25 protein-coding genes are annotated in these 26,697 nt (G+C 71.2%); 7 read left to right on the top strand and 18 right to left on the bottom strand.

The annotated features are described in order from the left end of the window. Positions 1 to 5 precede the first annotated feature (5 nt). Positions 6 to 4,280 carry an Ig-like domain repeat protein gene (locus tag EDD33_RS06370; RefSeq protein ID WP_123389591.1) on the top strand — a complete coding sequence of 1,425 codons (4,275 nt, stop codon included), beginning with the start codon at positions 6 to 8 and terminating at the stop codon, positions 4,278 to 4,280. A gap of 24 nt (positions 4,281 to 4,304) precedes the next feature. On the opposite strand, the gene trpD is transcribed toward EDD33_RS06370, so the two are convergent. From trpD to EDD33_RS06360, 3 genes are read right to left on the bottom strand one after another with little or no spacing between them, the layout of a single operon-like run. Continuing rightward, entirely contained in the window at positions 4,305 to 5,354 is a 1,050-nt protein-coding gene (trpD, locus tag EDD33_RS06365) for an anthranilate phosphoribosyltransferase (RefSeq protein ID WP_246003391.1), read from the bottom strand. Beyond that, positions 5,351 to 5,773 carry an Rv3143 family two-component system response regulator gene (locus tag EDD33_RS20490; RefSeq protein ID WP_246003390.1) on the bottom strand — a complete coding sequence of 141 codons (423 nt, stop codon included), beginning with the start codon at positions 5,771 to 5,773 and terminating at the stop codon, positions 5,351 to 5,353. Before EDD33_RS20490 ends, trpD begins: the two co-directional genes overlap by 4 nt. Before the next feature lie 10 nt (positions 5,774 to 5,783). Then, positions 5,784 to 6,722 (bottom strand): cytochrome c oxidase assembly protein, encoded by a 939-nt coding sequence (locus EDD33_RS06360; RefSeq protein ID WP_123389589.1) that lies wholly within the window; start codon positions 6,720 to 6,722, stop codon positions 5,784 to 5,786. Between the two features lie 81 nt (positions 6,723 to 6,803). Between EDD33_RS06360 and ctaE the strand changes: the two genes are divergently transcribed. From ctaE to qcrB, 4 genes are read left to right on the top strand one after another with little or no spacing between them, the layout of a single operon-like run. Further along, positions 6,804 to 7,442, top strand: a complete 639-nt coding sequence (gene ctaE, locus EDD33_RS06355; protein ID WP_123389588.1) for an aa3-type cytochrome oxidase subunit III — start codon at positions 6,804 to 6,806, stop codon at positions 7,440 to 7,442. Positions 7,443 to 7,478: 36 nt separating this feature from the next. Further along, positions 7,479 to 8,351 carry a cytochrome bc1 complex diheme cytochrome c subunit gene (gene qcrC, locus EDD33_RS06350; protein WP_246003388.1) on the top strand — a complete coding sequence of 291 codons (873 nt, stop codon included), beginning with the start codon at positions 7,479 to 7,481 and terminating at the stop codon, positions 8,349 to 8,351. Beyond that, positions 8,348 to 9,403, top strand: coding sequence for a cytochrome bc1 complex Rieske iron-sulfur subunit (gene qcrA / locus EDD33_RS06345; RefSeq protein ID WP_123389587.1), 1,056 nt, complete (start codon positions 8,348 to 8,350; stop codon positions 9,401 to 9,403). Before qcrC ends, qcrA begins: the two co-directional genes overlap by 4 nt. Before the next feature lie 5 nt (positions 9,404 to 9,408). Next, positions 9,409 to 11,154 (top strand): cytochrome bc1 complex cytochrome b subunit, encoded by a 1,746-nt coding sequence (gene qcrB / locus EDD33_RS06340; RefSeq protein ID WP_123393091.1) that lies wholly within the window; start codon positions 9,409 to 9,411, stop codon positions 11,152 to 11,154. Between the two features lie 550 nt (positions 11,155 to 11,704). Here qcrB and EDD33_RS06335 read toward each other — a convergent pair. From EDD33_RS06335 to EDD33_RS06315, 5 genes are all read right to left on the bottom strand, one after another. Then, positions 11,705 to 12,931: a L,D-transpeptidase gene (locus EDD33_RS06335; protein ID WP_123389586.1), complete on the bottom strand. Its 1,227-nt coding sequence runs from the start codon at positions 12,929 to 12,931 to the stop codon at positions 11,705 to 11,707. Between the two features lie 123 nt (positions 12,932 to 13,054). Beyond that, a complete protein-coding gene (locus EDD33_RS06330) occupies positions 13,055 to 13,450 on the bottom strand; it encodes a cytochrome c oxidase subunit 4 (RefSeq protein ID WP_056538293.1) in 396 nt (131 codons plus the stop codon). Continuing rightward, positions 13,447 to 15,195 carry an aa3-type cytochrome oxidase subunit I gene (ctaD, locus tag EDD33_RS06325; RefSeq protein WP_123389585.1) on the bottom strand — a complete coding sequence of 583 codons (1,749 nt, stop codon included), beginning with the start codon at positions 15,193 to 15,195 and terminating at the stop codon, positions 13,447 to 13,449. Before ctaD ends, EDD33_RS06330 begins: the two co-directional genes overlap by 4 nt. Beyond that, positions 15,192 to 16,079, bottom strand: coding sequence for an aa3-type cytochrome oxidase subunit II (gene ctaC, locus EDD33_RS06320; RefSeq protein ID WP_123389584.1), 888 nt, complete (start codon positions 16,077 to 16,079; stop codon positions 15,192 to 15,194). Before ctaC ends, ctaD begins: the two co-directional genes overlap by 4 nt. Before the next feature lie 150 nt (positions 16,080 to 16,229). Next, on the bottom strand, positions 16,230 to 17,207 hold the full coding sequence (locus tag EDD33_RS06315) for a carbohydrate kinase family protein (RefSeq protein WP_123389583.1): 978 nt from the start codon (positions 17,205 to 17,207) through the stop codon (positions 16,230 to 16,232). A 145-nt stretch (positions 17,208 to 17,352) separates the two neighbouring features. On the opposite strand from EDD33_RS06315, the gene EDD33_RS06310 reads away from it, so the two are divergent. Beyond that, a complete protein-coding gene (locus tag EDD33_RS06310; RefSeq protein ID WP_123389582.1) occupies positions 17,353 to 17,592 on the top strand; it encodes a hypothetical protein in 240 nt (79 codons plus the stop codon). A 136-nt stretch (positions 17,593 to 17,728) separates the two neighbouring features. Here EDD33_RS06310 and erpA read toward each other — a convergent pair whose 3' ends face one another. The 8 genes from erpA to EDD33_RS06270 all read right to left on the bottom strand — a co-directional run bounded on the left by erpA (position 17,729) and on the right by EDD33_RS06270 (position 24,547). Then, a complete protein-coding gene (gene erpA, locus EDD33_RS06305; protein ID WP_056538283.1) occupies positions 17,729 to 18,091 on the bottom strand; it encodes an iron-sulfur cluster insertion protein ErpA in 363 nt (120 codons plus the stop codon). Positions 18,092 to 18,164: 73 nt separating this feature from the next. Next, a complete protein-coding gene (locus EDD33_RS06300; RefSeq protein ID WP_123389581.1) occupies positions 18,165 to 19,259 on the bottom strand; it encodes a glycerate kinase family protein in 1,095 nt (364 codons plus the stop codon). Positions 19,260 to 19,292: 33 nt separating this feature from the next. Beyond that, a complete protein-coding gene (locus EDD33_RS06295) occupies positions 19,293 to 20,528 on the bottom strand; it encodes a sensor histidine kinase (protein WP_123389580.1) in 1,236 nt (411 codons plus the stop codon). A gap of 73 nt (positions 20,529 to 20,601) precedes the next feature. Beyond that, positions 20,602 to 21,903: a sensor histidine kinase gene (locus EDD33_RS06290; RefSeq protein WP_148076954.1), complete on the bottom strand. Its 1,302-nt coding sequence runs from the start codon at positions 21,901 to 21,903 to the stop codon at positions 20,602 to 20,604. 46 nt (positions 21,904 to 21,949) lie between these two features. Continuing rightward, positions 21,950 to 22,516 (bottom strand): PspA-associated protein PspAB, encoded by a 567-nt coding sequence (gene pspAB / locus EDD33_RS06285; RefSeq protein ID WP_123389578.1) that lies wholly within the window; start codon positions 22,514 to 22,516, stop codon positions 21,950 to 21,952. Positions 22,517 to 22,518: 2 nt separating this feature from the next. Further along, positions 22,519 to 23,439 (bottom strand): zinc metalloprotease HtpX, encoded by a 921-nt coding sequence (gene htpX / locus EDD33_RS06280; protein WP_123389577.1) that lies wholly within the window; start codon positions 23,437 to 23,439, stop codon positions 22,519 to 22,521. 38 nt (positions 23,440 to 23,477) lie between these two features. Next, positions 23,478 to 23,756, bottom strand: coding sequence for a PspA-associated protein PspAA (gene pspAA, locus EDD33_RS06275; protein WP_123389576.1), 279 nt, complete (start codon positions 23,754 to 23,756; stop codon positions 23,478 to 23,480). Further along, on the bottom strand, positions 23,753 to 24,547 hold the full coding sequence (locus EDD33_RS06270; RefSeq protein WP_123389575.1) for a PspA/IM30 family protein: 795 nt from the start codon (positions 24,545 to 24,547) through the stop codon (positions 23,753 to 23,755). The genes pspAA and EDD33_RS06270 overlap by 4 nt, the downstream gene beginning before the upstream one ends. Before the next feature lie 119 nt (positions 24,548 to 24,666). Between EDD33_RS06270 and EDD33_RS06265 the strand changes: the two genes are divergently transcribed. Beyond that, on the top strand, positions 24,667 to 25,254 hold the full coding sequence (locus tag EDD33_RS06265; RefSeq protein WP_123389574.1) for a DUF3043 domain-containing protein: 588 nt from the start codon (positions 24,667 to 24,669) through the stop codon (positions 25,252 to 25,254). A 20-nt stretch (positions 25,255 to 25,274) separates the two neighbouring features. Here the strand turns inward: EDD33_RS06265 and EDD33_RS06260 are convergent, their stop codons facing one another. Then, the gene (locus EDD33_RS06260) at positions 25,275 to 25,523 is read right to left on the bottom strand and encodes a hypothetical protein (protein WP_056538255.1); all 249 of its coding nucleotides are present in this window, start codon (positions 25,521 to 25,523) and stop codon (positions 25,275 to 25,277) included. Between the two features lie 37 nt (positions 25,524 to 25,560). Beyond that, positions 25,561 to 26,691 (bottom strand): glycine cleavage system aminomethyltransferase GcvT, encoded by a 1,131-nt coding sequence (gcvT, locus tag EDD33_RS06255; protein ID WP_123389573.1) that lies wholly within the window; start codon positions 26,689 to 26,691, stop codon positions 25,561 to 25,563. Positions 26,692 to 26,697 lie beyond the last annotated feature (6 nt).

Here is a 26,697-nt window from a genome sequence, read left to right as displayed (position 1 = left end):
GTCACATGCGTTCGTCGTCCATCCGCGGTCCACGCCGCCTGCTCACCGTGCTCCTGGTGGGCATCCTGGCTGCCAGCGGGTGGGGGCTCGCCCCGACGTCGGCCAGCGCCGCGGTCGCAGCGCCGTACGGGCTGTCGCCCGCCGGGACCACGGTCCAGCAGATCCCCGTCCTGTCGTGGACCCGCGTCGAGGGCGCGAGCAGCTACGACGTGCAGGTGAGCACGTCCTCCGACCTGTCGAGCCCGCTCGTCAACACCTCGACGACCAACGCGGCCTACGTGCCGACCACGCAGCTGCCGGGTGACACCGACATCTTCTGGCAGGTCCGCGCGCGCTTCTCCACGACGAGCACCAGCGACTGGGTGCAGGCGAGCTTCCGACGCGGCGCCCTCGACCGTCCCGTCCCGGTCGGCCCGAGCGACGGCACCGACCTGCAGCCCCCCGTCGACCCGGCCACGTTCACGTGGTCGGCCGTGCCCGGCGCGACGGGGTACGACGTCCAGGTCGGCACCGACCCCCAGTTCACCGACCCCGCGCTCTACGCGACCCGTTCGGTCAGGAGCACCTCGCTGACCGACACCACCCAGCAGGCACCCGGCACCTACTACTGGCGGGTGCGGGCCCAGATGGCCCCCGGCACCGTCACGCCCTGGTCCTCCGAGGCTCCCGGCAACCCGTGGTCCTACCGCGTGCTCCCGCTGCCGGCCGTGTCCCTGGCGTCCCCGCCCCACGACCCCGGCGGCCTGTCGCCCATCACCGAGGTCGCGCTCGACTGGGACCCCGTCCCGGGTGCCGCGACGTACGACCTCCAGCTCAGCACCGACGAGAACTTCCAGAACGACACCGCCGCCGTCACCCGCACCGTCACCCGCATCACCGGCACGCGCTACTCACCTCCTTCGACGCTCGACAACGACGAGTACTACTGGCGGGTGCGGCCCGTCGACCTGGCGGGCAACGCCCCCTCGTGGGGCTCGGACCAGGCCGTGTGGCAGTTCCGCCGCAACTGGCCCGACCAGCCGGAGCTCGTGCACCCGGTGGACGGCAGCACCCTGGGCGACCCGCTCTTCCTCGAGTGGGAACCCGTCGAGCTCGCCGGCTACTACCAGGTGCAGATCAGCACGCAGAGGTCGTTCCCCGACGACAACAAGCTGACGACCCGGTGCACCACGACCCAGACCACCTTCACACCTGCGAGCGCTCGCGAGCGCGCCTGCATGCCCAGCGCCGGCGGCCAGTTCTACTGGCGCGTCCTGGCCTTCGACCGGACGCCGACCGGGACTCCGGTGCCCATCACCCAGGGCATCAACGCCGAGATCGGCGAGTTCACCTACGACCCGGCGGCGGTCACGCCCACCTCACCTGTCGGTGGCGCCGAGGTGACGGTGCCGACCCTGCGTTGGTCAGCGGCCCGGGACGCGGCGGGCTACCGGGTGACCATCACCCCGATCGACGGTGGCAGCACCGTCTCTCCCACCACGACGTCCGCGACCTCCTTCACTCCCCGCAGCACCCTCAAGCCCGGCTCCTACCGCTGGACGGTGCAGACCGTCTCCGAGGACGGTCGGCTCGGCACCTCGCTGCTCGTGAGCGCGCAGCCGACCTTCGAGGTGCTCGAGCCCCCGGCACCGACTGCCACGTCCCCGCACCCGACCTCGGCAGAGACCTCCACGACACGGTTCCCCACGCTGACCTGGGATCCCGTCACGGAGGCGACGAAGTACGTCGTCCGGCTGCGCAAGGCCGGCGCGACAGCGTGGAACGGCACCACCATCACCACGACGAACCCCGCGACCGAGGACGTCGGCGACGGCTACCTCGCACCCGGGCGCTACGAGTTCCAGGTCGAGGCCTACCGGTCCACGGTGTTCCTCGGTGAAGGCCGCATCGGGGCCTTCCGGATCACCGAGCTGGACGAGGTCGGAGGTCAGCGCGCAGCCCTCGTGGGCACCGAGCTGGCCGACGCGGCGACCTCGTGCACCAAGACCGCTCCGGCCTCCTGCCAGAACCTGCGGCAGTCCCCCGTGCTGGCCTGGGACAGCGTCCCCGGTGCTGCGTACTACAAGCTGTACGTCTCGCGCGACGCCGAGATGACGAACCTCGTCGACCTCACCTACCCGCGGATCGTCTACAGCACGGTGTGGGCACCGACGGCCGCCTTCGCCGACAGCAACGCTGGCTCGGCGTACTACTGGCAGGTGGTGCCCTGCAGCGCGGCGACGGGCTGCGCCCCCCTGAAGGCGGCACGGCACCAGTTCAACCTGCTGAGCAACGCCGTCGCCCTCGTCTCCCCGGACGACGAGGCAGTGCTCTCCGACGACATCACCCTCGACTGGTCCGACTACCTGAAGGCGCCGGCGCCGAGCACGTCGGGATCCTCCGACCTGCCCAACGTGTCACGCACCGAGGCGTCCTACTACCGCGTGCAGACCTCGACCAGCGCCCAGTTCCTCTCCACCACGCTCCTCGACAACGTGCTCGTCGACCAGACCACGTTCACCTCCCCGTCGACGACCTACCCCGAGGGCACCGTCTACTGGCGCGTCCAGGCCGTCGACGGCTCCCAGAACAACCTCTCCTGGAGCCGCACCGGCCGCTTCGACAAGCGCTCCCCGGTGCCGGAGCAGGTGAGCCCCGGCGACGGGGGCACGCTGGACGAGAGCCAGGTGCTGACCTGGGAGCCCCTGCCGTTCGCCGCGTCCTACAACCTCGAGGTCTACCGCAACGACGACACCGTCCCCAGCCAGGGCAACCGGGTCCTCGCGCTGAACACCAAGCAGACCAGCCACGCACCGGTCAACCCGCTCCCCGCGGCGGCCTCGAGCTACCGCTGGCGCGTCCAGCGGGTCGACGCGAAGGGCCGCGTGGGTGCGTGGAGCCGACTGGCCCCGTTCGTCGTCGTGGGGACGGGCCCGGGCCTGCAGTCCCCGGCGGACGGCACCCGACAGGACCCCAACGGAGCCCTCTTCGCGTGGGGCGCGGTCAAGCGCGCCAGCACCTACCGGTTCGAGCGTCGCGCGACGGGCTCGACCAGCACCATCGAGACCCGCACCACCGCGGCCCAGGCCTGGGCGCCCCTCACGGCCGTCGCCGCGGGCAGCTGGGAGTGGCGAGTCGTCGCCGTGGACCCGGCCGGAGCCGACCTCGGCAGCTCGGCCTGGCGGGGGTTCACGGTGATCGACCGGCCGGCCACCGTCGCCCCGCAGATCACCGGGGCGGGCCAGGTCGGCACGGCCCTCACGTCGACCTTGCCCAGCTGGAACCTGCCCGACGTGGTGACCTCCTACCAGTGGTACCGCGGCACCACCGCGATCCCCGGCGCCACCACCCGCGTCTACGAGCTGACCCAGACCGACCTGAACCAGTCGATCAAGGTCCGGGTCACCGGGACCAGGGCGGGCTACCCCGCCGGCACCGCGGACAGCAACATCGTCAAGGGCGGTCTCGGGACGGGTCCCTCGCTGCTCCGCGAGCTGGTGCTGCAGGGCACCGCCACGGTGGGGACCACCGTCTCGGGATCAGCCACCTGGCAGGAGACCGGTGTCACCACCGCCTACCAGTGGCTGGTCGGCGGCGTGGCGGTCAGCGGGGCCACGACGCCCAGCTTCGTGGTCCGCACGGCCGACGCCGGCAAGACGGTCCAGCTGCGGGCCACCGGCACCAGGGCCGGCTACTCCCCCACGACGGTGACCAGCAACGCCCTCACCGCCACCGGCAACGAGCGGCTCGTCGCCACCGGCGCGGCCAAGGTCTCCGGCATCGCCAAGGTGGGCTACCGCCTGACCGCCAACCCCGGCACCTGGACGCGGTCGCCGTCCTTCACCTACCAGTGGCTGCGCGACGGCGTCGCCGTCACCGGCGCCACGTCGACGTCCTACCTCCTCGGAGGCGCCGACGCCGGTCGTCTGATCAGCGTCCGCGTCACCGCCAAGCGCGTCGGGTACCTCGACGGCACCAGCACGTCGACGGGGATGCGGGTCGCCAAGGCGGCGTCCAGGTCGACGTTCACCCTCGCCGACCGCACCATCCGTCGTACGACGTACCCGCGCGCCTACGTCACCGTGACCGCACCCACCGGGGCCGCGATCAGCGGCACCGTCTCGGTGTACGACGGCACCCGGCGCATCAAGTACGTCTCGATCGCCTCCTCCGCCCGCGGCAAGGTCACCATCACGGTGCCGCGGCTGAGCCGGGGGACGCACTACCTCTCGGTCGGCTACGGCGGCAACGCCCAGCTGACGAGCTCGCGGTCGGCCAAGCTGAGCATCAAGGTCAGCTGAGCCCGGCGGGGTGAGCCGCGGCCCTCAGCGGGTCGCGGCCACCCAGCGGTCCAGAGCAGCCCGGGCGGCACCGGAGTCGACGGCCTCGGTGGCGCGGGCGAGGCCGGCGGCGACCTGCTCCTCGAGGCTGCCGTCGCCTCGCGCGTGCACCGCCAGCGCGGCACCGGCGTTGAGCAGCACGGCGTCGCGCACCGGTCCCTGCTCGCCGTCGAGGGTCCGCAGCACCACCTCGGCGTTGTACGCCGCGTCGGCACCGCGCAACCCCTCGGCGGTCCCGCGGGCCAGGCCCAGCGACTCGGGGTCGAGGACCTGCTCGGTCACCTCGCCGTCGCGGACGAGCCACACGCGTGAGGTCGTCGTGGTGGTCAGCTCGTCGAGGCCGTCGTCGCCGCGGAAGACCCACGCGTCGACGCCCCGCCGGGCGAAGACCCCGGCCATGACCGGCGCCATCCGCACGTCGGCGCACCCGATCGCCTGGGCGGCCGGCTTGGCCGGGTTGGCGATCGGGCCGAGGAAGTTGAAGGTGGTGCCGATGCCGAGCTCGCTGCGCGCGGTGGCGGCGTGACGCAGGGCGGGGTGGAAGGCCGCGGCGAAGCAGAACGTGATGCCGGCCTCCTCCGCGACCCGGGCGACGTCGGCCGCCGGGAGGTCGAGACGGATGCCGAGCCGCTCGAGCACGTCGGCGCTGCCGGCCTTGGAGGAGGCCGAGCGGTTGCCGTGCTTGACCACGGTCGCGCCCGCGCCGGCCGCCACGATCGCGGCCATGGTGGAGATGTTCACCGAGAACGAGCGGTCACCGCCCGTCCCGACCACGTCGAGCAGGCGACCGGGCACCGAGAGCGGGGTCGCGGCGTCGTACATCGCGGCGACCAGGCCCTCCATCTCGGCCACGGTCTCGCCCTTGGCGCGCAACGCCACCGCGAAGCCGGCGACCTGCGCGGGGGTGGCAGCACCGGCGAGGACCTCGCCCATCGCCCAGGCGGTCTCCCCCGCGTCCAGGTCGCGCCCGGCGACGAGGCCGCCGAGCACCGACGGCCAGCTGGGTGCGGTCCCGCCGGTCGGGACCGGGCTCACGTCGTGGCCGGGACCCGCGAGCGCAGCAGCCGGATGACGGCCTCGGCCAGCTCGATCGGGTCCAGCGGGTGGGACACCGCGGCGTCGGCACGCGACCAGGTCGCGAGCCAGTTGTCCTGGACCCGCCCGGTGAGCACCAGCACCGGCGGGCATCGGTAGATCTCGTCCTTGAGCTGCTTGGCGATGCCCATGCCCCCGGCCGGGGCGGCCTCGCCGTCCAGGATGGCCAGGTCGACGCCGCCGGCGTCCATCTGCTGGATCACCACGGGCTCGGTCGCCACCTCGACGTACTCCACCTCGGGCAGGTCCGGGTGCGGCCGACGGCCGAGCGCCAGGATCACCTGCTCCCGCGTGTCGACGTCGTCGCTGTAGACGAGCACCCTCAGGGTCTTGCCGGCGCTGGAGGAGGCGGAGGTCACGTCGCGGATGCTACCGCCTGGGGGCACCCGGGACGGTGGTCGCCTGCTCCCGCTCCTGCGCGCCGTCCCGGTCGCGCGTCCGCTCCTCGGCCCGGGCGAGCCGGTCGAGCCGTCGGTCCTCGCGGCGGGCCTCCTGCTGCGAGGCCCGGACCCACTGCACGAACAGCGTGACGAACATCATGAGCGCGATCAGGTCGCCCGACCCCCACAGGATCCCGCCGGCCAGGTGCTGGTCGGCCATCGGGTCGGGGAGCCACGGCAGCTGCGCCTTGAGCGAGGGGTACCAGTCGCCGCCGATGAGGGTGGTCTGGCCCATCACGGTGACGCCGAGGAAGGCGTGGAAGGGCAGCGTCAGCATCAGCATCAGCAGGCGGAACGGGTGGCTGACGCGACCGGGGACGGGGTCGACGCCCAGGATCGGTGTGAAGAACAACGCACCCACGGCCACCAGGTGCACGTGCATCAGCTCGTGCAGCAGGTCCGAGCGCAAGGTGGCGTCGTACCAGCCGGTGAAGTAGAGCGCCCACGGACTGATCACGTAGACGGCCAGGGTCAGGGGCGCGAAGGTGAGCACCTTCGCGACCCGGGAGTGCAGCACCGCGAGCAGCACGCGGCGGGGCCGGGCGGGCAGCGTGCGCAGCGCCAGCGTCACCGGGGCGCCCAGGGCGCACATCACCGGCACGACCATCGAGAGCAGCATGTGCTGGACCATGTGCACGCTCAGCAGCGTCGTGTCGTACGCCGCGAGGCCCGAGCTGGTGGCGAAGAAGAACGTCCCCAGGCCACCCCCGACGAAGGCGAGCGTGCGCCCCACGGGCCACCGATCACCGCGGTCGCGCAGCCGCCACACGGCGTACAGGTAGAGCCCCGCGGCCCACACGACGAGCACGAACAGCACGGGCGAGAGGCCCCACTCGGTGAAGACGGCGGACGGGGAGAAGGGCGGCACACCTCCAGGTTAGGTGGTGCTTCTCAGCAAAACACCGGGGTCAGGGATGGCCGATTCACAGGGTGGGGCAATAATGATCGGGTGGCGACAGCAACGGCTATCCCGGCATCCCGACTCCACGGGCACCACGACCGACCCAGCATGGTCAGCGTGGGCACGATCGTGTGGCTCTCGAGCGAGCTCATGTTCTTCGCGGCTCTCTTCGCCGCCTACTTCACGATCCGCTCCGTGAGCCCCGAGCTGTGGGCCCAGGAGACCGAGCTGCTCAACGTGCCGTTCTCCACGGTCAACACGATCATCCTCGTGGCCTCCTCGGTGACCTGCCAGCTCGGCGTCTTCAAGGCCGAGGACGGCATCGTCGGTCGCACCGGCAAGCTGTGGCAGTTCAAGCAGTGGGGCCTGCGGGAGTGGTTCATCCTCACCTACTGCATGGGCGCCGTCTTCATCGGCGGCCAGGCCTTCGAGTACGCCGAGCTGGTCCACGAGGGCCTGACGATCCCGTCCTCGGCGTACGGCACGGTGTTCTACCTCGCGACCGGCTTCCACGGCATCCACGTCATCGGTGGCCTCGTCGCGTTCCTGTTCGTGCTCGGGCGCACCTACCTCGCCCGCAAGTTCACCCACGAGCAGGCGGTCACGGCCATCGTCGTGTCGTACTACTGGCACTTCGTCGACGTGGTCTGGGTCGGTCTGTTCGCGACCGTCTACCTGATCAAGTAGTCCCCCGCAGTCCTGACTTTCCCGAAGGGTTCCCTGGTGCGACTCACGCAGAAGCTCGGCAGCCGGATCACCGGCCGCCTCTCGGCACACCGCCGCAGCCGCCTCGCCGGCCCCGTGGTGGTGCTGCTGGCGCTCATCCTCACCGGCGGGGTGTTCGCCTTCCTCTCCCCCGCCTCGGCGGAGCAGAAGACCGCCGACGAGGACCTCGTGGCCAAGGGCCGCGCGCTGTTCCTGGTCGGCTGCTCGTCCTGCCACGGCAAGAACGGTGAGGGCGTCCCCACCGAGCAGGGCAACCAGTACGGCCCCAGCCTGGTCGGCGTCGGCGCCGCCTCGGTCGACTTCCAGGTCGGCACCGGCCGCATGCCGATGGCCCAGCCCGGCACCCAGGCGCTGCGCAAGCCCCCCGTCTACTCCGAGGAGGAGACCGAGGCGCTGGCGGCGTACGTCGCGACGCTCGGCCCCGGCCCGTCCGTGCCCTCCGAGGCCGAGACCAGCACCGAGGACGTCGACGAGGAGGGCGTGGTCGAGGGCGGCGAGTTCTTCCGCACCAACTGCACCGCCTGCCACAACTTCGCCGGCGCCGGCGGCGCGCTCCCCCGCGGCCGCTTCGCCCCGTCGCTGGACGGCGTCTCCAACAAGCACATCTACGAGGCCATGCTGACCGGCCCGCAGCAGATGCCGGTGTTCTCCGACGAGGTCCTCACCCCCGAGGACAAGCGCCACATCATCGCCTACCTCAACGAGCGTGAGGAGGCGCCCAAGTACGGCGGCTTCCAGCTCGGCTCCCTGGGCCCGGTCACCGAGGGCCTCGTGGCCTGGCTGGTCGGCATGGGCGTCCTGGTCGGCTTCGCGGTGTGGATCGCCGCACACTCCACGCGTTCGACCAAGAAGAAGGGCGGCACGGCATGACGGCCAAGGGCGAGCTCGAGCGGGTCGAGAACGACCTGTTCGACGACCCGGGTCTGCCGGCCCACGAGCCGCGGCCCACCGACGTCGACGAGCACCTCGAGAAGCGCGCCGAGCGCCAGGTCGCCCTGCTGTTCGGCCTCTCGGCCGTCTGCACGGTGCTGTTCTGCGTCTCGTACTTCGTCTTCGAGATCGGCGACAACCCCTCCGAGCTGCTCGGCTTCGGTGCCTCCAACCTCACCATGGGCCTGTTCCTGGGCCTCGCACTGACCCTCATCGGTGTCGGCACGATCCAGTGGGCCCGCAAGCTCATGGCCGACACCGAGATCGTCGAGTACCGCCACGCGGCCTCGTCCTCGGAGGAGGACAAGGTCGAGACGCTCGCGGCGCTGCGCCAGGGCACCGAGGAGTCGGGCATCGCCCGGCGTCCGCTGATCCGCAACAGCCTCCTGGGCTCCGTGCTGCTGCTCGGCGCCCCGGCCGTCATCATGCTCCGCGACCTCGGTCCGCTGCCCGGTGACAAGCTCTACACGACGGTCTGGAAGCGCGGCATGCGCGTCGTCCAGGACGTCAGCGGGACCCCGATCCGCCCCCAGGACATGGAGGTGGGTCAGCTCGTCAACGGCGAGCCCGCGATCTTCTTCGAGGACGATGCCGAGGGCGAGCCCCTCTACGAAGGCATCGAGCTCCAGCAGGAGAAGGCCAAGGCCGCCGTCGTGATCGTCCGCATGCAGCCCGACGACATCAAGCCCTGGCCCGGTCGGGAGAACTGGGGCGTCGACGGCATCCTGTGCTACTCCAAGATCTGCACCCACGTCGGGTGCCCGATCTCCCTGTGGGAGCAGCAGACGCACCACCTGCTGTGCCCCTGCCACCAGTCCACGTTCGACCTCGCCGACAACGGCAAGGTCATCTTCGGCCCCGCGGCGCGTCACCTGCCGCAGCTACCCTTGGCCGTGGACGACGAGGGCTACCTAGTCGCCACCCGTGACTTCACCGAGGCCGTGGGCCCGTCATTCTGGGAGCGCAACAACGATGAGCCTGGAGATGAGTGACCGAGATGAGCGCTGACACCGTCGCTCGCACGAACGGCAAGACTGCCGCCAAGCCCGAGAAGCCCTCCAAGGTCGGCGCCGCCGCCACCTGGGCCGACGACCGGCTCGGCCTCGCCGGGCTGGCCAAGAAGAACCTCCGCAAGGTCTTCCCCGACCACTGGTCCTTCATGCTCGGCGAGATCGCCCTGTGGTCCTTCGTCGTGCTGCTGCTCACGGGCGTCTTCCTGACCCTGTGGTACCGCCCCAGCATGGCCGAGGTCGTCTACGACGGGTCCTACTCGCCGCTGCGCGGGCTCGAGATGTCCGAGGCCTACATGTCGGCCCTGCACATCTCCTTCGACATCCGTGGCGGCCTGCTGATGCGTCAGGTCCACCACTGGGCCGCGATGATCTTCATCGCCTCGATGTTCGTGCACATGATGCGCGTCTACTTCACCGGCGCCTTCCGCAAGCCCCGCGAGCTCAACTGGGTGATCGGCTGCCTGCTGCTCATCCTCGGCACGCTCGAGGGCTTCACCGGCTACTCCCTCCCGGACGACCTACTCTCGGGCACCGGCATCCGGGCCGCCGACGGGTTCATGAAGTCGATCCCCGTCATCGGCACCTACGCCTCGTTCTTCCTCTTCGGCGGCGAGTTCCCCGGTGACTCGATCATCCCGCGGCTCTACACCGTCCACGTGCTGCTGATCCCGGGCGTGCTGCTGGCGCTGATCGCGGCCCACATGCTGCTGCTCGTCTACCACAAGCACACGCAGTGGCCCGGCCCCGGCCGCACCGAGGGCAACGTCGTCGGTTTCCCGATGCTCCCCGTGTACGCCGCCAAGGCCGGCGGGTTCTTCTTCATCGTCTTCGGCGTGCTGACCCTCATGGGCGGCATCATCACCATCAACCCGGTCTGGGCCTACGGCCCCTACAACCCGGCGGAGGTGACGGCCGGCTCCCAGCCCGACTGGTACATGGGCTGGCCCGACGGCGCGCTGCGCATCATGCCCGGCATCGAGTCGCACTTCTTCGGCCTCACGCTGTCGTGGAACGTGCTGCTGCCGATCATCGTGCTCCCCGGCGTGATGTTCACGATCCTGCTGATGCTGCCGTTCATCGAGTCCTGGATCACCCAGGACAAGCGGGACCACCACCTGCTGCAGCGCCCCCGCAACGCCCCGACGCGCACGGCCACGATGGTCGCGCTGATGACCTTCATCGGTCTGCTCTGGGCCGCCGGCGGCAACGACATCATCGCCATCAAGATGAACCTCAGCATCAACCAGATCACCTACTTCATCAGGGCCGCCGTGTTCATCGGCCCGGTGATCGCGTTCATCATCACGCGCCGCTGGTGCATCTCGCTCCAGCGTCACGACAACGAGAAGCTGCTGCACGGCTACGAGAGCGGCATCATCATGCGGGACGCCCAGGGCGGCTACAGCGAGCGTCACCTGCCGCTGCCCCTGGAGCGTGCCTACACGCTGACCGCCCGCGACCGTGACGAGATCTTCGTCCCGCAGCTGACGACCGACGACAACGGGGTCTCCTCCCCCACCGCGCGCAAGGACAAGCTGCGCGGCCGTCTCTCGCAGCTCTGGTACGGCGACAACGTGCAGAAGCCCACCCGCGAGGAGCTCGACGAGGCACACCACCACGCCGAGCTCGAGCACGCGCACGAGGTCGCCATGAGCGGCCACGCCGCCGACGGACACCAGTTCGACGGCCGTGCCGACTCGGTGAGCGACAACCAGCTCAGCAGCCGCTGACACCAGCACGACACGAAGGGCCCCGGGGCACGTCCCCGGGGCCCTTCGTCGTCCCCGGCGGCCAGGCCACGCCCAGACCTGCCGACCGGGCAGTAGTGCTGGATGTAGTAGCGCCGACCGGGCAGTTGTGCTGGATGTAGTAGCGCCGACCGGGCAGTTGTGCTGGATGTAGAACCGCCGACCGGGCAGTGGTGCTGGACGTGGAACCGCCGACCGGGCAGTTGTGGAGACTGGACGCAGTCGACTGCGACAGGAGCGTCTCCTTGCGGACCTTGTCGCGACGCTGACGTCACACTCCGCACACCGGGCTGGGCGACCAGCGCTGTCGCCGTACGCCGGATGCTCGGGCCGGCGGCGTCGACCGTGCGCAAGTGCCCGCTCGGCGTCCTGGCACCGTGCACAAGTGCCCGCTCGGCGTCCTGACAGCCTGCAGAACTGCCCGCTCGGCGTCACTTCGGCCAGCACAACTGCCCGGTCGGGACGTACGACGCCCCCAGGACGGCGCTGAGCCGTGCTGGGGGCGTCGAGAGGTGCTCGGGGTACCAGGAGGTCAGCTCAGGGCGGAGCCGGCCTTGTAGTCGGCGAACGAGGCGTTCCAGTCGCCGAAGCCGTTGGTCAGGTCGGTGCCACGGCCGGTGCCGGTGTACTCGACGACGTCGCCGACCTTGGAGTTGTCGTAGAGCCAGCCGGCGTCGGCCGTGCTCAGGCCGGTGCAGCCGTGGCTGACGTTGGCGCTGCCCTGGCTGCCGACCGACCACGGGGCGGCGTGGATGAACTCGCCGGAGTAGGTGACACGCATGGCGTACTCGACGTCGTCGATGTCGTAGCCGTCGGCGCTGTCGGGGTCGATGCCGACGGTCTCGGAGTTCATCCGCTTCTGACGGAACTTCTCCACGATGACCTTGGTGCCCGACCGCGTCGTGAACTTGGGCTGCTCCCCCGTGGTGATCGGGATGGTGCGGAGCAGCTCGCCGTTGCGGAACACCTTCATCTGGTGGGTGTTCATGTCGACCTTGGAGACCATGGCGCTGCCGATGGTCATGTTCATGGTGCGGTCGACCTGGCCGTAGATGCCGTTGCCCGCGGGTACGCCGCCGACGTCGGCCGTCACCTCGACCTGGGTGCCGGGCTTCCAGTAGGCGCGGGGACGCCAGTGCACCTCGTTGTCGCTGATCCAGTGGAACGAGCCGACCTGCGCCGGCTTGCTGGTCACCTCGAGGTGCTTCTCGATGCTGGCCTTGTCGCTCACCGGCACGTCGAAGCGCACGATGACCGGCATCCCGACACCGACGGTCTGACCGTCGCCGACGAAGCTGGGGTAGGTCTGCTCGTCGAGGCTGAGCGTGCGGGCCCGGAAGCGTGAGTCGAAGGACTTCTGCAGGCCGTCGGCGTCCACGGCCGTGCTGGCCACGCGGTAGCGGGTGCCCGAGGTCAGCTGCTGCTGGGAGACCCAGCGCGTCTTGTCGGCTGAGATCCGGCCCTCCACGGGCTCACCGCGTCGGGTGGTGACCGTGACGTCCTCGAAGGTGCCGTCCTGCACGGTCAGCCGCAGCTTCCGCGTGAGGTCGACGTCCTGGGCGCCTCGACGGATGTTGCTGACGACGACAGCCGCGGAGTCCTGCTCCTCCTGGACCGAGGGTGCCTCGCCGCTGCCCGCCGTGCGGGAGCCGGCCTCGTCGGAGTCGCCGTTCGCGGTGAGCGAGCAGCCGGACAGGGCCAGGGCCGAAGCGAGCAGCCCGGCCAGGGCAGAACGGGATCGAGGTGTCCGGGAGGACATGGCATGACTCCAGAGAACGTCGCGGCAGAAGCCTCTTCAGGCTAACAACTGCTGCATTACGAGACGCGCGGGTCTCGCTCACGACGTGACCCGTGTCACACTCGGATCATCTCGCCACGCTGCTCAGTGGGCGTACTCACCGCGGTAGTACTCGAAGATCAGGCCGCACAGCGCGATCGCGCCCAGAGCGGCACCGATCAGGAAGAGCCACCAGCCGATCGCGACACCGAGCACCATGGCCGAGAGGCACAGGGCGCACCACAGCGGCCACCAGCTGTAGGGCGGGAAGAACCCGAGCTCGCCGGCACCCTCCGCGATCTCGCCGTCCTTGCGGTCCTCGGGACGCGGCTCCATCTTGCGGGCGTGGAAGCCGAGGTAGAACGCGATCAGCGTGGTCAGCAGGAACGTCATCACCAGCGCGGTGGTGCCGGTCAGGTCGCCGCTGGACAGGTAGTACAACGGCGTCACCAGGACGAAGAAGACGCTGCAGAAGACGAACATCCAGGTCTCGGCCTTCATCGACGCTCCCCCTTGTCGTTGTCGGCGAGGTTGCCGAAGCGACCCTCCATGTCGGGAGCGTCTGCGGCACCGCTGAGGTCGTTGTCGGCGTACTCGAGCGCGGCGATCTCCGGGTGGTGGAGGTCGAAGGCCGGGGACTCCGAGCGGATCCGGGGCAGCGTGACGAAGTTGTGGCGCGGCGGCGGGCACGAGGTGGCCCACTCGAGCGAGCGGCCCCAGCCCCACGGGTCGTCGACCGACACCTTGGGCGAGCGCGAGCTGACGTAGACGTTCCACAGGAACGGCAGCGTCGAGAACGCGAGCAGGAAGGCCCCGATGGTGGAGATCTGGTTGAGCGTGGTGAACCCGTCACCGGCCGCGTAGTCGGCGTACCGCCGGGGCATGCCCTCGACGCCGAGCCAGTGCTGGACGAGGAAGGTGGTGTGGAAGCCCAGGAACAGCAGCCAGAAGTGGACCTTGCCGAGGGTCTCGTCGAGCATCCGGCCGGTCATCTTGGGCCACCAGAAGTAGAAGCCCGCGAACATCGCGAACACCACGGTGCCGAAGACGACGTAGTGGAAGTGCGCCACCACGAAGTAGGAGTCCGAGACGTGGAAGTCCAGGGGCGGCGAGGCCAGGATCACGCCGGTGAGACCGCCGAAGAGGAAGGTCGTCAGGAAGCCGACCGACCACAGCATGGGCGTGTCGAAACTGATGGACCCGCCCCACATCGTGCCGATCCAGTTGAAGAACTTCACGCCCGTGGGCACCGCGATCAGGAACGTCATGCCGGAGAAGAAGGCCAGGTCGACCGCGCCGGTGACGAACATGTGGTGGGCCCACACCGCGACGGACAGCACGGCGATGGCCAGGGTGGCCGCCACGAGGCCGACGTAGCCGAAGATCGGCTTGCGGCTGAAGACCGGGAGGATCTCGGTGATGATGCCGAAGAACGGCAGCGCCAGGATGTAGACCTCGGGGTGGCCGAAGAACCAGAACAGGTGCTGCCACAGGATCGCGCCGCCGTGCTCCGGCGCGAACACCTGGGCTCCCAGCGTCCGGTCGGCGGCCAGCGCGAGCAGCGCGGCGGCGAAGATCGGGAACGCGATCAGGACCAGCAGGCTGGTGACCAGCGAGTTCCAGACGAAGATCGGCATCCGGAACATCGTCATGCCGGGCGCGCGCATGCAGATGATCGTCACGGTGAAGTTGACCGCACCGAGGATGGTGCCGAGACCGGCCAGCCACAGGCCCATCACCCACAGGTCGCCGCCGATGCCGGGCGAGCGGACGCCGTCACTGAGCGGGGTGTACGCCGTCCAGCCGAAGTCCGCGGCCCCCTCACGGGTGAAGAAGCCCGAGGCGGTGATGATGCCGCCGAAGAGGTAGAACCAGTAGGCGAGCATGTTCAGGCGCGGGAACGCCACGTCGGGCGCACCGATCTGCAGCGGCACCAGCACGTTGGCGAAGCCGAAGAACAGCGGCGTCGCGAACAGCAGCAGCATGATCGTGCCGTGCATGGTGAACAGCTGGTTGTAGACCTCGTCGCTGACCACCTGCGAGCCCGGGAAGGCGAGCTCGGAGCGGATGACGAGCGCGAGCAGGCCGCCGACCAGGAACCACGCGAAGCTGGTTGTCAGGTAGAGCTTGCCGATGAGCTTGTGGTCGGTCGTCGTGAGGATCCGGACGACCTGCTGGCCCAGGCTGGGCTTGCGGGGGGTGGTGACGCGGCGGGTGGTGGTGGGCGCGTCGGAGACGGCGGTCACTCTTCTCCTCCGTTGCTCTCGGGCTCGAGGCCGGTGACGGTGTTGACCTCGGCGCCGCCGAGGGCGGGGCCGGTGTTGCCGCGCTCGGCGAGCGAGGCCAGGTGATCGTCGTACTCCTGCTGGTCGACGACCTTGACGTTGAAGAGCATCCGCGTGTGTCGTACGCCGCACAGCTCGGCGCACCGGCCCTCGAAGGTGCCCTCGCGGGTCGGGGTGACGCTGAAGCTGTTGTGGCGACCGGGGATGACGTCCATCTTGAACAGGAACGCCGGCACCCAGAAGGAGTGGATGACGTCGGGCGAGGTCAGGTTGAACTGCACCGACTGGTCCTTGACGAGCCACAGCGTCGGCGGCTCGGCCGCGGTGCCGACGTCGTAGACGACGTCCTCGCCGTCACGGGGCTCGTACTTCTCGGTCTCCTCGTCGTAGCCCAGGTTGTAGTTGAACGACCAGGACCACTGCTGACCGACCACGGTCACCACGTTGTCGGCGTTGTCGTCGTCCTTCAGGACGTCGGCCTGCGCGCGGAGGGTGAAGACGAAGAAGACCAGCACCATGATGACCGGCGCGATCGTGTACATGACCTCGATCGGCAGGTTGTAGCGCGTCTGCACGGGGATCTCGGACTCGCTGCGTCGGCGGTAGCGGAACGAGGCGTAGAGGATCAGGCCCCAGACCAGGACGCCGGTGATCATGGCGGCGACCCAGGCCCAGATCCACAGGGTGTGCACGGCCGGTGCCTCGGCGGTGGCCGCCTCGGGCATCGCGAGCCGCTTGAGCTGGGTGTCGGTCTCGGCCGAGCAACCGCTCAGCACGAGTGCGACGGCGACCAGCAGACCCGTCGCCAAGGACCGGCGCAGGCGGGTGGGGAACTGCAGACTCACGGACGAGCCCTTTCGTGTGGTGACCGGCGGACACGGTGGTCGACGGAGCCAACTACGGACTCCTTGAGCCTACTACCCGCCCCTCCTGAGAGACGTCCGGGTCGTGGCGTGGGTTCTTGCTGTGAACGGCACCCGAGGGCGCGGCCGCCCTCAGCCCAGCAGGTGCGGGCGCACGTCGGCGGCCGCCTCGTCGCCGTACGCCGTGGCGACGCGGTCGACGAACTGCTGGTGGGTGAAGGAGTACTCCTGCGTGCCGACCCGCTCCACGACGTACGCCGCGAGCACGCAGCCGACCTGGGCGGCCCGCTCGTGGCCCAGGCCCCACTCCAGCGCTGCGAGGAAGCCCGAGCGGAAGGCGTCGCCGACGCCGGTGGGCTCGACCGCGGTGACGCCCGGGACGGCGGTGACGGTGATGGTCTCGGCGGTGGTGGACTCCACGCGGACGCCGTCCTTGCCCAGGGTGACGACCTGGGTGCCGACCCTCGACAGGATCTCCTCGGGGGTCCAGCCGGTCTTCTGGCCGATCATGTGCGACTCGTACTCGTTGCAGAACAGGTACGCCGCCCCGTCGACGAGCTCGCGGATCATCTCGCCCTCCCCGAAGGCCAGCTGCTGGCTGGGGTCGGCCACGAAGGCGTAGCCCCGCTGGCGGCACTCCTGGGTGTGGCGCACCATGCCCTCGGGGTCGTCGGGGCCGACGAGCACCAGCGTGGGCTCCCCCACCCGGGCGGCGATCGGGCCGAGCTCGATCAGCCGGGCCTCGCTCATCGCGCCGGGGTAGAAGCTGGCGAACTGCGCCATCGTGGTGTCGGTGGTGCAGACGAAGCGCGCGGTGTGCTTGTCCTCGGAGATCCGGACCGACTCGCAGTCGACCCCGTGGCGCTCCAGCCAGGAGCGGTAGCCCGCGAAGTCCTCCCCCGCGGAGCCCACGAGGACGGGGCGCAGCCCGAGCTGGCCCAGGCCGAAGCAGATGTTGCCGGCGCAGCCGCCGCGCCGGATCTCGAGGTCGTCGACCAGGAAGGACACCGACAGCTTGTCGAGCTGGTCGACGACGAGCGAGTCGGCGAACTTGCCGCCGAAGCTCATCAGGTGGTCGGTGGCGATGGATCCGGCGATCAGCAGCGACATGGGCGTCCTTCGGGGCGGGCTCAACGGGCAGGGAGGTCGGCTCTCGGACGCCCCGGGGACGCTGGGAGGTCCCGCGCGACGCGTCCTGAACACTACCCAGCGGTACCGCTCGGAGTACCCCCGAGTAGCCCCTAGCGTCGCCGGCATGACCTACGAGCGCCTCGCGTACGCCGACCAGGACCCCGCGCCCACGATGACCTCCGACTGCGCCGCCTGCGGGGAGCGCTTCCACCTCGCGCACCAGCGCATCGAGGACGGGGCCGTCGGCCGACCGGCGCCCTCGCTCGCCTACGACGCCTTCCCGCGCGAGGTCCGCAAGGCCCGGGTCACGGTGAGCCGGGCGGCCGCCCACCTGGCCTCGCGGCTGCACCTGCACCTCGACTAGCAGCGACCGGGCCCCGTGTCCGGACAGCACGAGAGGCGGACCTCCCGAAGGAGGGCCGCCTCTCGTCGCGTCCGACAGGGCGCGGGGCGCCGGTGGGGACCGGCCTTGGAAATCCGTGGCCCCGAGGGGCCGTGGCTCAGTGGAAGCTGTCGCCGCAGGCGCAGGAGCCGGTGGCGTTGGGGTTGTCGATGGTGAAGCCCTGCTTCTCGATCGAGTCCATGAAGTCGATGGTGGCGCCGTTGAGGTAGGGGACGCTCATGCGGTCCACCACCACGGACACGCCGTCGAAGTCGGTGACGACGTCGCCGTCGAGGGTGCGCTCGTCGAAGAAGAGCTGGTAGCGCAGCCCCGAGCAGCCACCGGGCTGGACGGCGATGCGCAGCTGGAGGTCGTCGCGACCCTCCTGCTCCAGGAGGCTCTTGACCTTGCTCGACGCGGTGTCGGTGACGTTGATGCCGTCGGTGCGGATCTCGCTAGCGGTGTCGACCTGCTCGGTCATGTGGCTCTCCAGTGCTGATCGGGTGCGCGATACGACGTCTCAATCGTCGCACACGACCGGATATTCCGAGCCATCAGCGCGACCAGGTGCGGGCGGTGCGCTCGGCCAGCTCGGCCAGGGCGTCCGCGGGCGCGGCGAAGGCGCGCTCCTCCCCCACCAGGTCGACGAGGGAGTACGCCGACTCCACGCCGAGCGCGCGCATCTCGCGGGACCCCACCAGCACCTGGCCGGCCAGCGCCACGCACGGCACCGTCGCCGTCGCCGCGACCTCGGCCACGCCGTAGGGCACCTTGCCCGAGCGCGACTGGAAGTCGAAGGCCCCCTCGCCGGTGAGCACCAGGCCGGACCCGCGCACCAGGTCGGCCAGCCCGACGGCCTCGGCGACCACCACCACACCGCTGGTCTGCTCGGCGCCGAGGAGCTGGAGCGCGAAGCCGAGCCCGCCGGCGGCGCCGGTGCCCTTGCGGGCGGCCAGCTTGCGGTCGGTCTGCTCGGCGAAGCGCTGGAGCCAGCCGTCGACGACGACGAGGCGCTCGTCGGGGAGCCCCTTCTGGGGCCCGAAGATCTTGGTGGCGCCGGTGATGCCGAGCAGCGGGTTGTCGACGTCGCTGGCCACGACCAGCTCGATACCCTCCACCGCGGCCAGGGCGGCGCTCACGTCGACGTCGGCGACCTCGGCGAGCCCCGTGGCGCCCTGCGTCAGCGAGCCCGTCCCGGCGGTGGCACCCAGGGCGGCCAGGAGGCCGGCGCCGGCGTCGTTGGTGGCCGAGCCACCCAGGCCGACCACGACCCGGCGGGCACCGCCCTCGACCGCGGCGGCGAGCAGCTGGCCCAGGCCGACGGTGGTGCCGTCCTCGGGTCGCCGCCGGTCGGGCTCGGTCAGGTGCAGCCCGACGGCCTGCGCGCACTCGAGGTAGGCGGTGTCGCCCACGCGCAGCACCGCGGCGGGGACGGGCGCGCCGTACGGGTCGTCGACGGTCACGGCCTGCAGCTCGCCCCCGAGCGCGGCGTGCAGCACGTCGACGAACCCGGGCCCCCCGTCGGACATCGGGACCTGCACCAGCTCGTCGCCGGGAGCACGTCGCGACCAGCCCGCCGCGATCGCGGCGGCCGCCTCGACCGCGCTCAACGTGCCGGCGAACTTGTCGGGAGCGATGACCACGCGCATGCTCGGACCCTAGCCCGGGGACCGCACGGGTCCTCAGCCCGCGGGCACCTCGATGCGCAGCAGCGCCCCGCCCTCGGGGGAGTCGCCGATGCGGACCGTCCCGCCGTGGGCCTCCACGAGCCGGCGGGCCGTGGCCAGGCCGATGCCCAGGCCGTCGGACGACGTGCCCTGCACCATCAGCTCGAAGACCCGCTCGCGGTCCTCGTCGGGCACGCCGGGGCCGTTGTCCCCGACCTCGAGCCACCAGCCGCGGCGACCGGCACGACCGGCGTCCTCGCCGTGACCGGCCGAGACCCGGACCAGCGCGTCGCCGCGGTCGCGGGTGAAGCGCGCGGCGTTGGCGACGAGGTTCTGCACCACCAGGCGCAGCTGGGTGCGGTCACCGCTGACCACGGGCAGGTCCCCCATCACCACCTCGACCCGCTGCAGCTGCAGCGCGAGGTCGACGCACACCTCGCGCACCAGGTCGGCGAGGTCGACCTCGTCGACCAGCACCCCGCCCTGGACGGTGGCGAAGCGCAGGATGTCGCCGATCAGCCCGTCCATCCGGTTGACGCTCCCGCGGGCGCGCGCGACCAGCCACGCGTCCTCGGGGGCGACCGACCCGTCGTGGTCGTCGAGCACGCCGAGCGCGAAGGACAGCGAGGCCAGCGGGCCCTTGAGGTCGTGGGCGACCTGGGCGGCGAACAGGCTGAGGCGCTCGTTGGAGCGCTCGAGCTGACCGCGGGTCTCGGTGAGGTCCCGCACCGCGTCCTCGAGCTGGCGGGTGCGCACCCGCAGCTCGAGCAGGTCGACCACCCGGTGGGCGAGGTCGCCCAGCAGGTCGTCGACCTCGTCGGTGATGTCGCGGGGCACGTGGTCGAAGACGCAGAGCGTCCCGAAGACCACGCCGTCGGGCGTGACGAGCTGGTGGGCGCAGTAGAAGCGGAAGGAGTTGCGCTCCCCCGTGACGTAGGGGTTGTCGGCCCAGCGGGGGTCTGCCGACGCGTCCGCCACGCGCACCGGGTGGCCGTCGTACAGGATCGCGGCGCACATCGCGTCCTCGCGGTCGCACACCTCGGTCCCGGTGCCGTACGCCGCGACGGTGGTCTGGTCGCCGGCGCGCATCAGGTTGACCGCGGCCGCCGGGACGCCGGCGAGCTGGGCCGCCAGGCGGGCGAGGTCGGTGAGCTCCGCCCGCGGCAGGCCCGCGACGCGGTAGGCGTCGACCTGGGCGTCACGCACCCGGTCCACCGCCGCGCGCGAGGGTGCCTTGCCGGCGTCGTGCATGCGGCCCCCTGACCTGGTCAGGAAGCAGTGTGACCCACGGCCCGCCACGGCGCAGCCGGACCACGAAGTCCGGTCAGGCCACCGTGCCCGGTGTGCCCGGTGTGTCCGCTTGGTCAGATTGGTCGGATTGGTCGGGTTGGTCGGGCAGCTCGAACCAGAAGTCCGCGCCACCGCCGGGAGCGTCGTCCACACCGATCCGACCGCCGTGGGACTCCACGATCCTCCGGCACGTCGCCAGGCCGATGCCCAGGCCGTCGACGCCGGTCTGGCTGACACCGTCCCCCCGCACCATCAGGTCGAAGACCTGGTGCCGCTGGGCCTCGGGCACCCCGGGGCCGTTGTCGGCGACGCTGAGACGCGTCACGCCGGCCACGGTGCGCCCGCTGACGCGGATGACGGGGTGCTCGGCCACGGCGTACTTCATGGCGTTGGCCAGCAGGTTCTGGAGCACCGCGCGGACCTGCACGCCGTCGCCGTGGACGGCTGGCAGGTCCTCGACGACGACCTCCGTGCGACCGCGGCGGGCCGAGAGGTCCTGCAGCACGTCCGTCACGAGGGCGCCGGTGTCGAGCCGCGCGACCTCGAGCCGACCACCGAGGACGGCGAAGTCCATCAGCCCGGCCACGGTGGCGCGCATCCGCTGCGCACCCGACATGGCCGTGCGCATCAGCATGGCGACGGCGACGGGGTCGGCGACGGGGGCGCCGTCCGGGGCGCCGTCGGGGGTGCCGTCGGGGCCGAGCTCCTCCTCGAGCAGCTGCAACGACATCTGCACCGCGGCCAGCGGGCCCTGCACGTCGTGGCTGACCTGGCCGGCGAAGGCGGCTAGGTGCTCGTTGGACCGCCGCAGCTCGCGGCTGCCACCGGCCAGCGACTCCAGCAGCCGGGTCATGGTGGCGTGCTCCTGCCGCATCTCCATCGCCTTGACGGCCGCCTCGCTGAGCTGCTCGAGGCTGTCCATCATGTCCTGGGTGATCTCGACCGGGTCGGGGTCGAAGATGCACAGGGTGCCGATGGACACGCCGTTGCGGGTGACGAGCTGGGCGGCGGCGTACGTCGTGATGGCGCCCGAGCTGACGAAGACGCTGTCGGAGAAGCGGGGGTCGAGCATCGCGTCGGGCACCAGCTGCTGCCGCTGGGGGCGGCGCAGCACCCGGGCGCACAGCGAGGCCTCGAGGTCGTCGCGCCCGACCGCGCCGGTGGAGTCGGCGATCGCGTGCTGGGCCTCGGAGCTGATGACGTTGATCCGCGCGGCCTTGGCGCCGGTCATCAGCGCCGCGGCGCGGACGAGGTGGTCCAGCAGCTCCGGCGGGGCGCCGTCGAGCAGGTCGAGCGCCGCGATCTCGGCGTCACGCATCCGCTCCGCGACTCCCATATCGGGCATACTAGACGCAATCGCGCCGTGCGCACTGCATTCCGCGCTAGACGGGCAGACCCCAGATCGGCATCCACCGGCCCGTGTCGGGCTCGATCGGGACGTCGGAGCCCACCTCGTCGCGCAGCTGGCGCTCGCGCAGGGTGTCGCGCGTCGACGGCCCCGAGGGCACGAACGGGTAGAACGTGCCCTGCTTGTAGAGGTAGACCAGGTAGGCCCGGGTCCCCTGCTCGTCGACGAACGCGATCACCGAGCACAGCAGGCTCGAGGAGAACCCCTGCGCCTCGAGGGCGGAGTTGACCGCGTGCAGGTCGGTGACCAGCGTCGCGGGGTCGGGCGGGTCGGTGCGCACGGTGAGCCAGGTGTAGCCGTAGTCGTCGACGCTCGACTCGGTCGGCGGCCCGCCGTCGTGGCCGACGAGCTCGGCCGCCTCGGCCTGGCTGCGCACCGAGGCCGCACCCTCGGCGGCCCGGAAGCACACCGAGCCGGCACCGGTCGGTCGCAGGCCGAGCCCGGCCTCGAGGGTGAGCGCCGCGGACGGCACCGCGAACAGCGCGTCCAGCGTGGCCGCCCGGGGCGTGGTGCGGCCCCGGATCGCGTCCCAGAAGCCCACGGTCAGTAGGTCTTGCCGAGGGTCGTGGCGATCTTCGCGAGCTGGTCGAGGCGTTGCTCCAGCGGCGGGTGGGTCGCGGTGAGGGTGCTCATCGAGACACCGCGCACGGCCGGGGTGATGAAGAAGGCGTTCATCGACTGGGCGGCACGCAGGTCGCGCTCGGGCACCGCGTTCATCTGGCCGCTGATCTTGGTCAGCGCCGAGGCCAGCGCGTTGGGCTTCTGGGTCAGGTAGGCGCCCGACCGGTCGGCGCACAGCTCGCGGTAGCGCGAGAGCAGCCGCAGGGCGACGAAGCTGACGGCGTAGACGACCAGGGAGACGACGAGCGCGAGCACCAGGGCGGCGGCGCCACCGCCGTTGTCGTTGTTGCCGCGCGAGCGCGCCAGGCCGAACCCGCCGAACTGGGCGCCCTGGGTCACCATGCCGGCCACGATGCCGGCCGAGGAGGCCACCGTCATGACCAGCACGTCGCGGTGGGCGACGTGGGAGAGCTCGTGGGCCAGGACGCCCTCGAGCTCCTCGACGGTGAGCAGCTGCAGGATGCCGGTCGTGACGCAGACCGCGGAGCGCTCCGGGGAGCGGCCGGTCGCGAAGGCGTTGGGGATGTGGGTGTCGGCGATCGCGACGCGGGGCTTGGGCATGTCGGCCATGGCGCACAACCGGTCGATCATGCCGTGCAGCTCGGGCGCCTGCTCGGGGGTGAGGATCCGGGCCCCCATCGCCCGCAGGGCGACGGTGTCCGAGCGCCACCACTGGAAGAAGGCGATGCCGATGCCGGCGAGGCCGATCACGATGGCCAGACCACCGCCGACGGCGTACATCAGGCCGACGACCAGGGCGACGAACAGCGCGCCGAGGATGAACATGACGGCGGTCATCCGGACGGTCAGTCCGGAGTCGTTGACGAAGCGGGTGCGGGCCATGTCAGGTGAACGCGTGGACGGTCATGCGTCGTTCCCGCTCACCCCGGGATGAGGCCCTCGTCACCCAGCATCTCGCGGACCTCCTCCAGCGTCGCGTCCGCGGGCGGGAGGATCAGGTCGGAGTCGTGCAGCACGTCGGCCGGCAGCGGGCTCCCCGACGAGCGCACGCCCTCGAGGAGCGCCGCGAGGGCGTCGGCGAAGGCGTCGTGGTCGCCGGCCTCCACGGCCTGCTCGACGGCGGCGTCGAGCGCGTTGAGCGCCTCGACCCGGTCGTCGGCGACCTCGAGCTGGCCCTCGGTGAGGATGCGGACGATCACCGCTGCTCCCCCTCGGCACGGGGAGCCGCCTGGCCCTGGGCACCGGGCGCCGGCGCGGCGTCGGGGGCGTCGAGCTGGGGCGTCGGGGCGTTGCTGCTCCTGCCCTTGAGCGCGGCGAGCTCGGACTCGACGTCGGACTGGCTGCTCATGGCCTCGAGCTCGCGCGAGATGTCGTCGCCGCGGTTGATCGAGCTGGCGTCGTCGAGGGCACCGGACGCGATCAGCTCGTCGACGGCACCGGCGCGGGCCTGCATCTGCAGGGTCTTGTCCTCGGCCCGCTGGATGGCCATGCCGACGTCGCCCATCTCCTCGGAGATGCCGGAGAAGGCCTCGCCAATCCGGGTCTGCGCCTCGGCGGCGGTGTAGGTCGCCTTGATGGTCTCCTTGCGGGTCCGGAAGGACTCGACCTTGGCCTGGAGCCGCTGCGAGGCGAGGGTCAGCTTCTCCTCCTCGCCCTGGAGCTGGGCGTGCTGCGCCTGCAGGTCGCTCAGCTGCCCGGTGAGGGCGGACTTGCGGGTCAGCGCCTCGCGGGCCAGGTCCTCGCGACCCATGTCGAGAGCCTTCTGGGCCTGGGCGGTCAGCTTGTCGCTCTGGTTCTGCAGCTGGTTCATCTGCAGCTCGACGCGCTTGCGGCTGGTGGCCACGTCGGCCACGCCGCGGCGTACCTTCGTGAGCATCTCGAGCTGGCGCTGGTAGCTGTAGTCGAGGGTCTCGCGCGGGTCCTCCGCCTTGTCCAGGGCACTGTTGGCCTTGGCCCGGAAGACCGTGCTGATCCGCTTCATGAGGCTCATGGAGCAACGGTACCGGCCTCCACCACCGAGGACGAGGGTCCCGCGCAGAGCCACGGCCGAGGGACGCAGGCCGACGGGTACGCTGACCGCCCACCGCCACCGTCCGAGGGGATCGCCCCGTGTTCCGCCGCAGCAAGGCCGACGAGCCCGCCACCCAGCCCACCGCCTCCCCCGCCGGCACCACCACCGGCAGCGGCAAGGGGCGCCCCACGCCGACGCGGCGCGAGGCCGAGGCGGCCGCCAAGGCGCGGGCCCGCGCGGTGACGGACAGCAAGGAGGCCCGGCGCCAGGCCCGGGACAAGCGCGCCGCGGAGAGCCGCCGGATGCGCGAGGGCATGAAGAACGGCGACGAGCGCTACCTGATGAGCCGCGACAAGGGCCCGGTCAAGCGCTTCATCCGTGACTTCGTCGACGCCCGCGTCTCGATCGCGGAGTTCCTGCTCCCCCTGCTGCTGCTGACCTTCGTGCTCCAGGCCTCGGGCAACGCCGCCCTCGTCCGCTTCGGCGGGGCGCTGTGGACGACCACGATCCTCGTGGTCCTCATCGACACCGTGTGGCTGGTCTTCCGCCTCAAGCGCGCGCTGCGCGAGCGCTTCCCCGAGGAGAGCCAGCGCGGCACCGTGTTCTACGCCGTGCTGCGGGCGCTGCAGGTCCGGCCGTTGCGCTCCCCCAAGCCGAAGGTGCGCATCGGCGGTCGGCCGAAGTAGCCGGCCGCCCTACGGCTGCCTCACTCCGCGGCCAGGGACATCGGGCCGTAGACCTCGCGGTCGCCCTCGAAGAGGGTCACCGAGGCGACCCCGTCCTCGGCGAGGTCGGGGTAGGCCTCGCCCACCCAGCTCTCGGCGTCGCTGCGCGTGGGGAACTCGCGCCGCTCGCCGGTCACCACGCGCCCGTCGGCGTCGAGGAGCTGCCACCACCACGGGACGGTGTCGGCGCTCGCGGTGGAGGCGAAGGCGTTCTCGTGGGTCTCGCTCATGTCGTGCCTCTCGGGGGTGGGGGGTCGCGGGGTGCGTCTAGGAGCTGCGTACGCCGGCCTCGACGAACGGCGGCTTGGTGACGACGAAGACCTCGCCCCGGCCGCGGACGTCGACGAGGACCTCCGCACCGACCTGCACCTGGGCGTTGACCAGGGCCAGGGCAACGCCCTTGCGCAGCGTCGGGCTGAAGGTGCCTGAGGTGACGTGGCCGACGGGCAGGTCGCGGGTGATCTTGACGCTCATGCCGGGGCGGGCGATGCCGCGGCCGGTGGCCACGAGGCCGCGGAGCACGACCCGGGGTCCGGCGGCGCGCTGCTCGGTGAGCACCTCGCGGCCCCAGAACTCGGGCTTGTCCCAGCCCACGGCCCAGCCGAGCCGGGCCTGCACCGGGGTGACGTCGAGGGAGATGTCCTGGCCGTGGAGCGGGTAGCCCATCTCGGTGCGCAGCGTGTCGCGCGCGCCGAGCCCGCAGGGCACCAGCCCGACCGGGGCTCCCCCGGCGAGCAGGGCATCCCAGAGCGCGGGGGCGACCTCGGCCGGCGCGACGAGCTCGTAGCCGCGCTCGCCGGTGTAGCCGGTGCGGCAGACCACGACCTCGGCGCCCGCCTCCCCGTCGAACCGGGCGACGCGGAAGGACATGTAGTCGTGGCCGGTCGGCAGGCCCACCGCCTCGAGCACCTGGTCCGAGAGCGGACCCTGCACGGCCAGCACCGCGTGGGTGGTGTGCTGGTCGGTCACCTCGACACCGGCCGGGGCGGCCGCCTGCAACCGGCGCAGGATCTCGGCGGTGTTGGCGGCGTTGGGCACCAGCAGCACGTGGTCGTCGTCGTGGACGTAGGCGATGAGGTCGTCGACCACGCCGCCCGTCGCGTCGTCGCACACCAGGGTGTACTGCGCCTGGCCGGGCCCGATGCGGCGCAGGTCGTTGGTGAGGCAGCGGTCGAGCAGCTCCAGGGCCCCGGGGCCCCGCACGTCGATCTTGCCGAGGTGGCTGACGTCGAAGACGCCGACGGCCTCGCGGACGGCGGCGTGCTCCTTGAGCACCCCGGTGTACTCCAACGGCATCTCCCACCCGCCGAACTCGGCCAGCTTGGCGCCGAGCGCGACGTGACGCTCGTGCAGGGGAGAGTGCTGGAGCGAGGAGGGGACGGACTGCGGGGCGGGCATGGTCGG

Source organism: Nocardioides aurantiacus, assembly GCF_003752505.1.
In the GTDB taxonomy this organism is placed as follows: domain Bacteria; phylum Actinomycetota; class Actinomycetes; order Propionibacteriales; family Nocardioidaceae; genus Marmoricola; species Marmoricola aurantiacus.
This window is presented reverse-complemented; position numbering and strand designations above follow the sequence as displayed.

Bases quoted from the DNA above. Each gene is read 5' to 3' on its own strand.
- EDD33_RS06370 (WP_123389591.1), top strand. From the start codon at position 6: ATGCGTTCGTCGTCCATCCGCGGTCCACGCCGCCTGCTCACCGTGCTC.
- qcrA (WP_123389587.1), top strand. From the start codon at position 8,348: ATGACGGCCAAGGGCGAGCTCGAGCGGGTCGAGAACGACCTGTTCGAC.
- qcrB (WP_123393091.1), top strand. From the start codon at position 9,409: ATGAGCGCTGACACCGTCGCTCGCACGAACGGCAAGACTGCCGCCAAG.
- EDD33_RS06335 (WP_123389586.1), bottom strand. From the start codon at position 12,931: ATGTCCTCCCGGACACCTCGATCCCGTTCTGCCCTGGCCGGGCTGCTC.
- EDD33_RS06330 (WP_056538293.1), bottom strand. From the start codon at position 13,450: ATGAAGGCCGAGACCTGGATGTTCGTCTTCTGCAGCGTCTTCTTCGTC.
- EDD33_RS06315 (WP_123389583.1), bottom strand. From the start codon at position 17,207: ATGTCGCTGCTGATCGCCGGATCCATCGCCACCGACCACCTGATGAGC.
- EDD33_RS06310 (WP_123389582.1), top strand. From the start codon at position 17,353: ATGACCTACGAGCGCCTCGCGTACGCCGACCAGGACCCCGCGCCCACG.
- erpA (WP_056538283.1), bottom strand. From the start codon at position 18,091: ATGACCGAGCAGGTCGACACCGCTAGCGAGATCCGCACCGACGGCATC.
- EDD33_RS06300 (WP_123389581.1), bottom strand. From the start codon at position 19,259: ATGCGCGTGGTCATCGCTCCCGACAAGTTCGCCGGCACGTTGAGCGCG.
- EDD33_RS06295 (WP_123389580.1), bottom strand. From the start codon at position 20,528: ATGCACGACGCCGGCAAGGCACCCTCGCGCGCGGCGGTGGACCGGGTG.
- EDD33_RS06290 (WP_148076954.1), bottom strand. From the start codon at position 21,903: ATGGGAGTCGCGGAGCGGATGCGTGACGCCGAGATCGCGGCGCTCGAC.
- htpX (WP_123389577.1), bottom strand. From the start codon at position 23,439: ATGGCCCGCACCCGCTTCGTCAACGACTCCGGACTGACCGTCCGGATG.
- EDD33_RS06270 (WP_123389575.1), bottom strand. From the start codon at position 24,547: ATGAGCCTCATGAAGCGGATCAGCACGGTCTTCCGGGCCAAGGCCAAC.
- EDD33_RS06260 (WP_056538255.1), bottom strand. From the start codon at position 25,523: ATGAGCGAGACCCACGAGAACGCCTTCGCCTCCACCGCGAGCGCCGAC.
- gcvT (WP_123389573.1), bottom strand. From the start codon at position 26,691: ATGCCCGCCCCGCAGTCCGTCCCCTCCTCGCTCCAGCACTCTCCCCTG.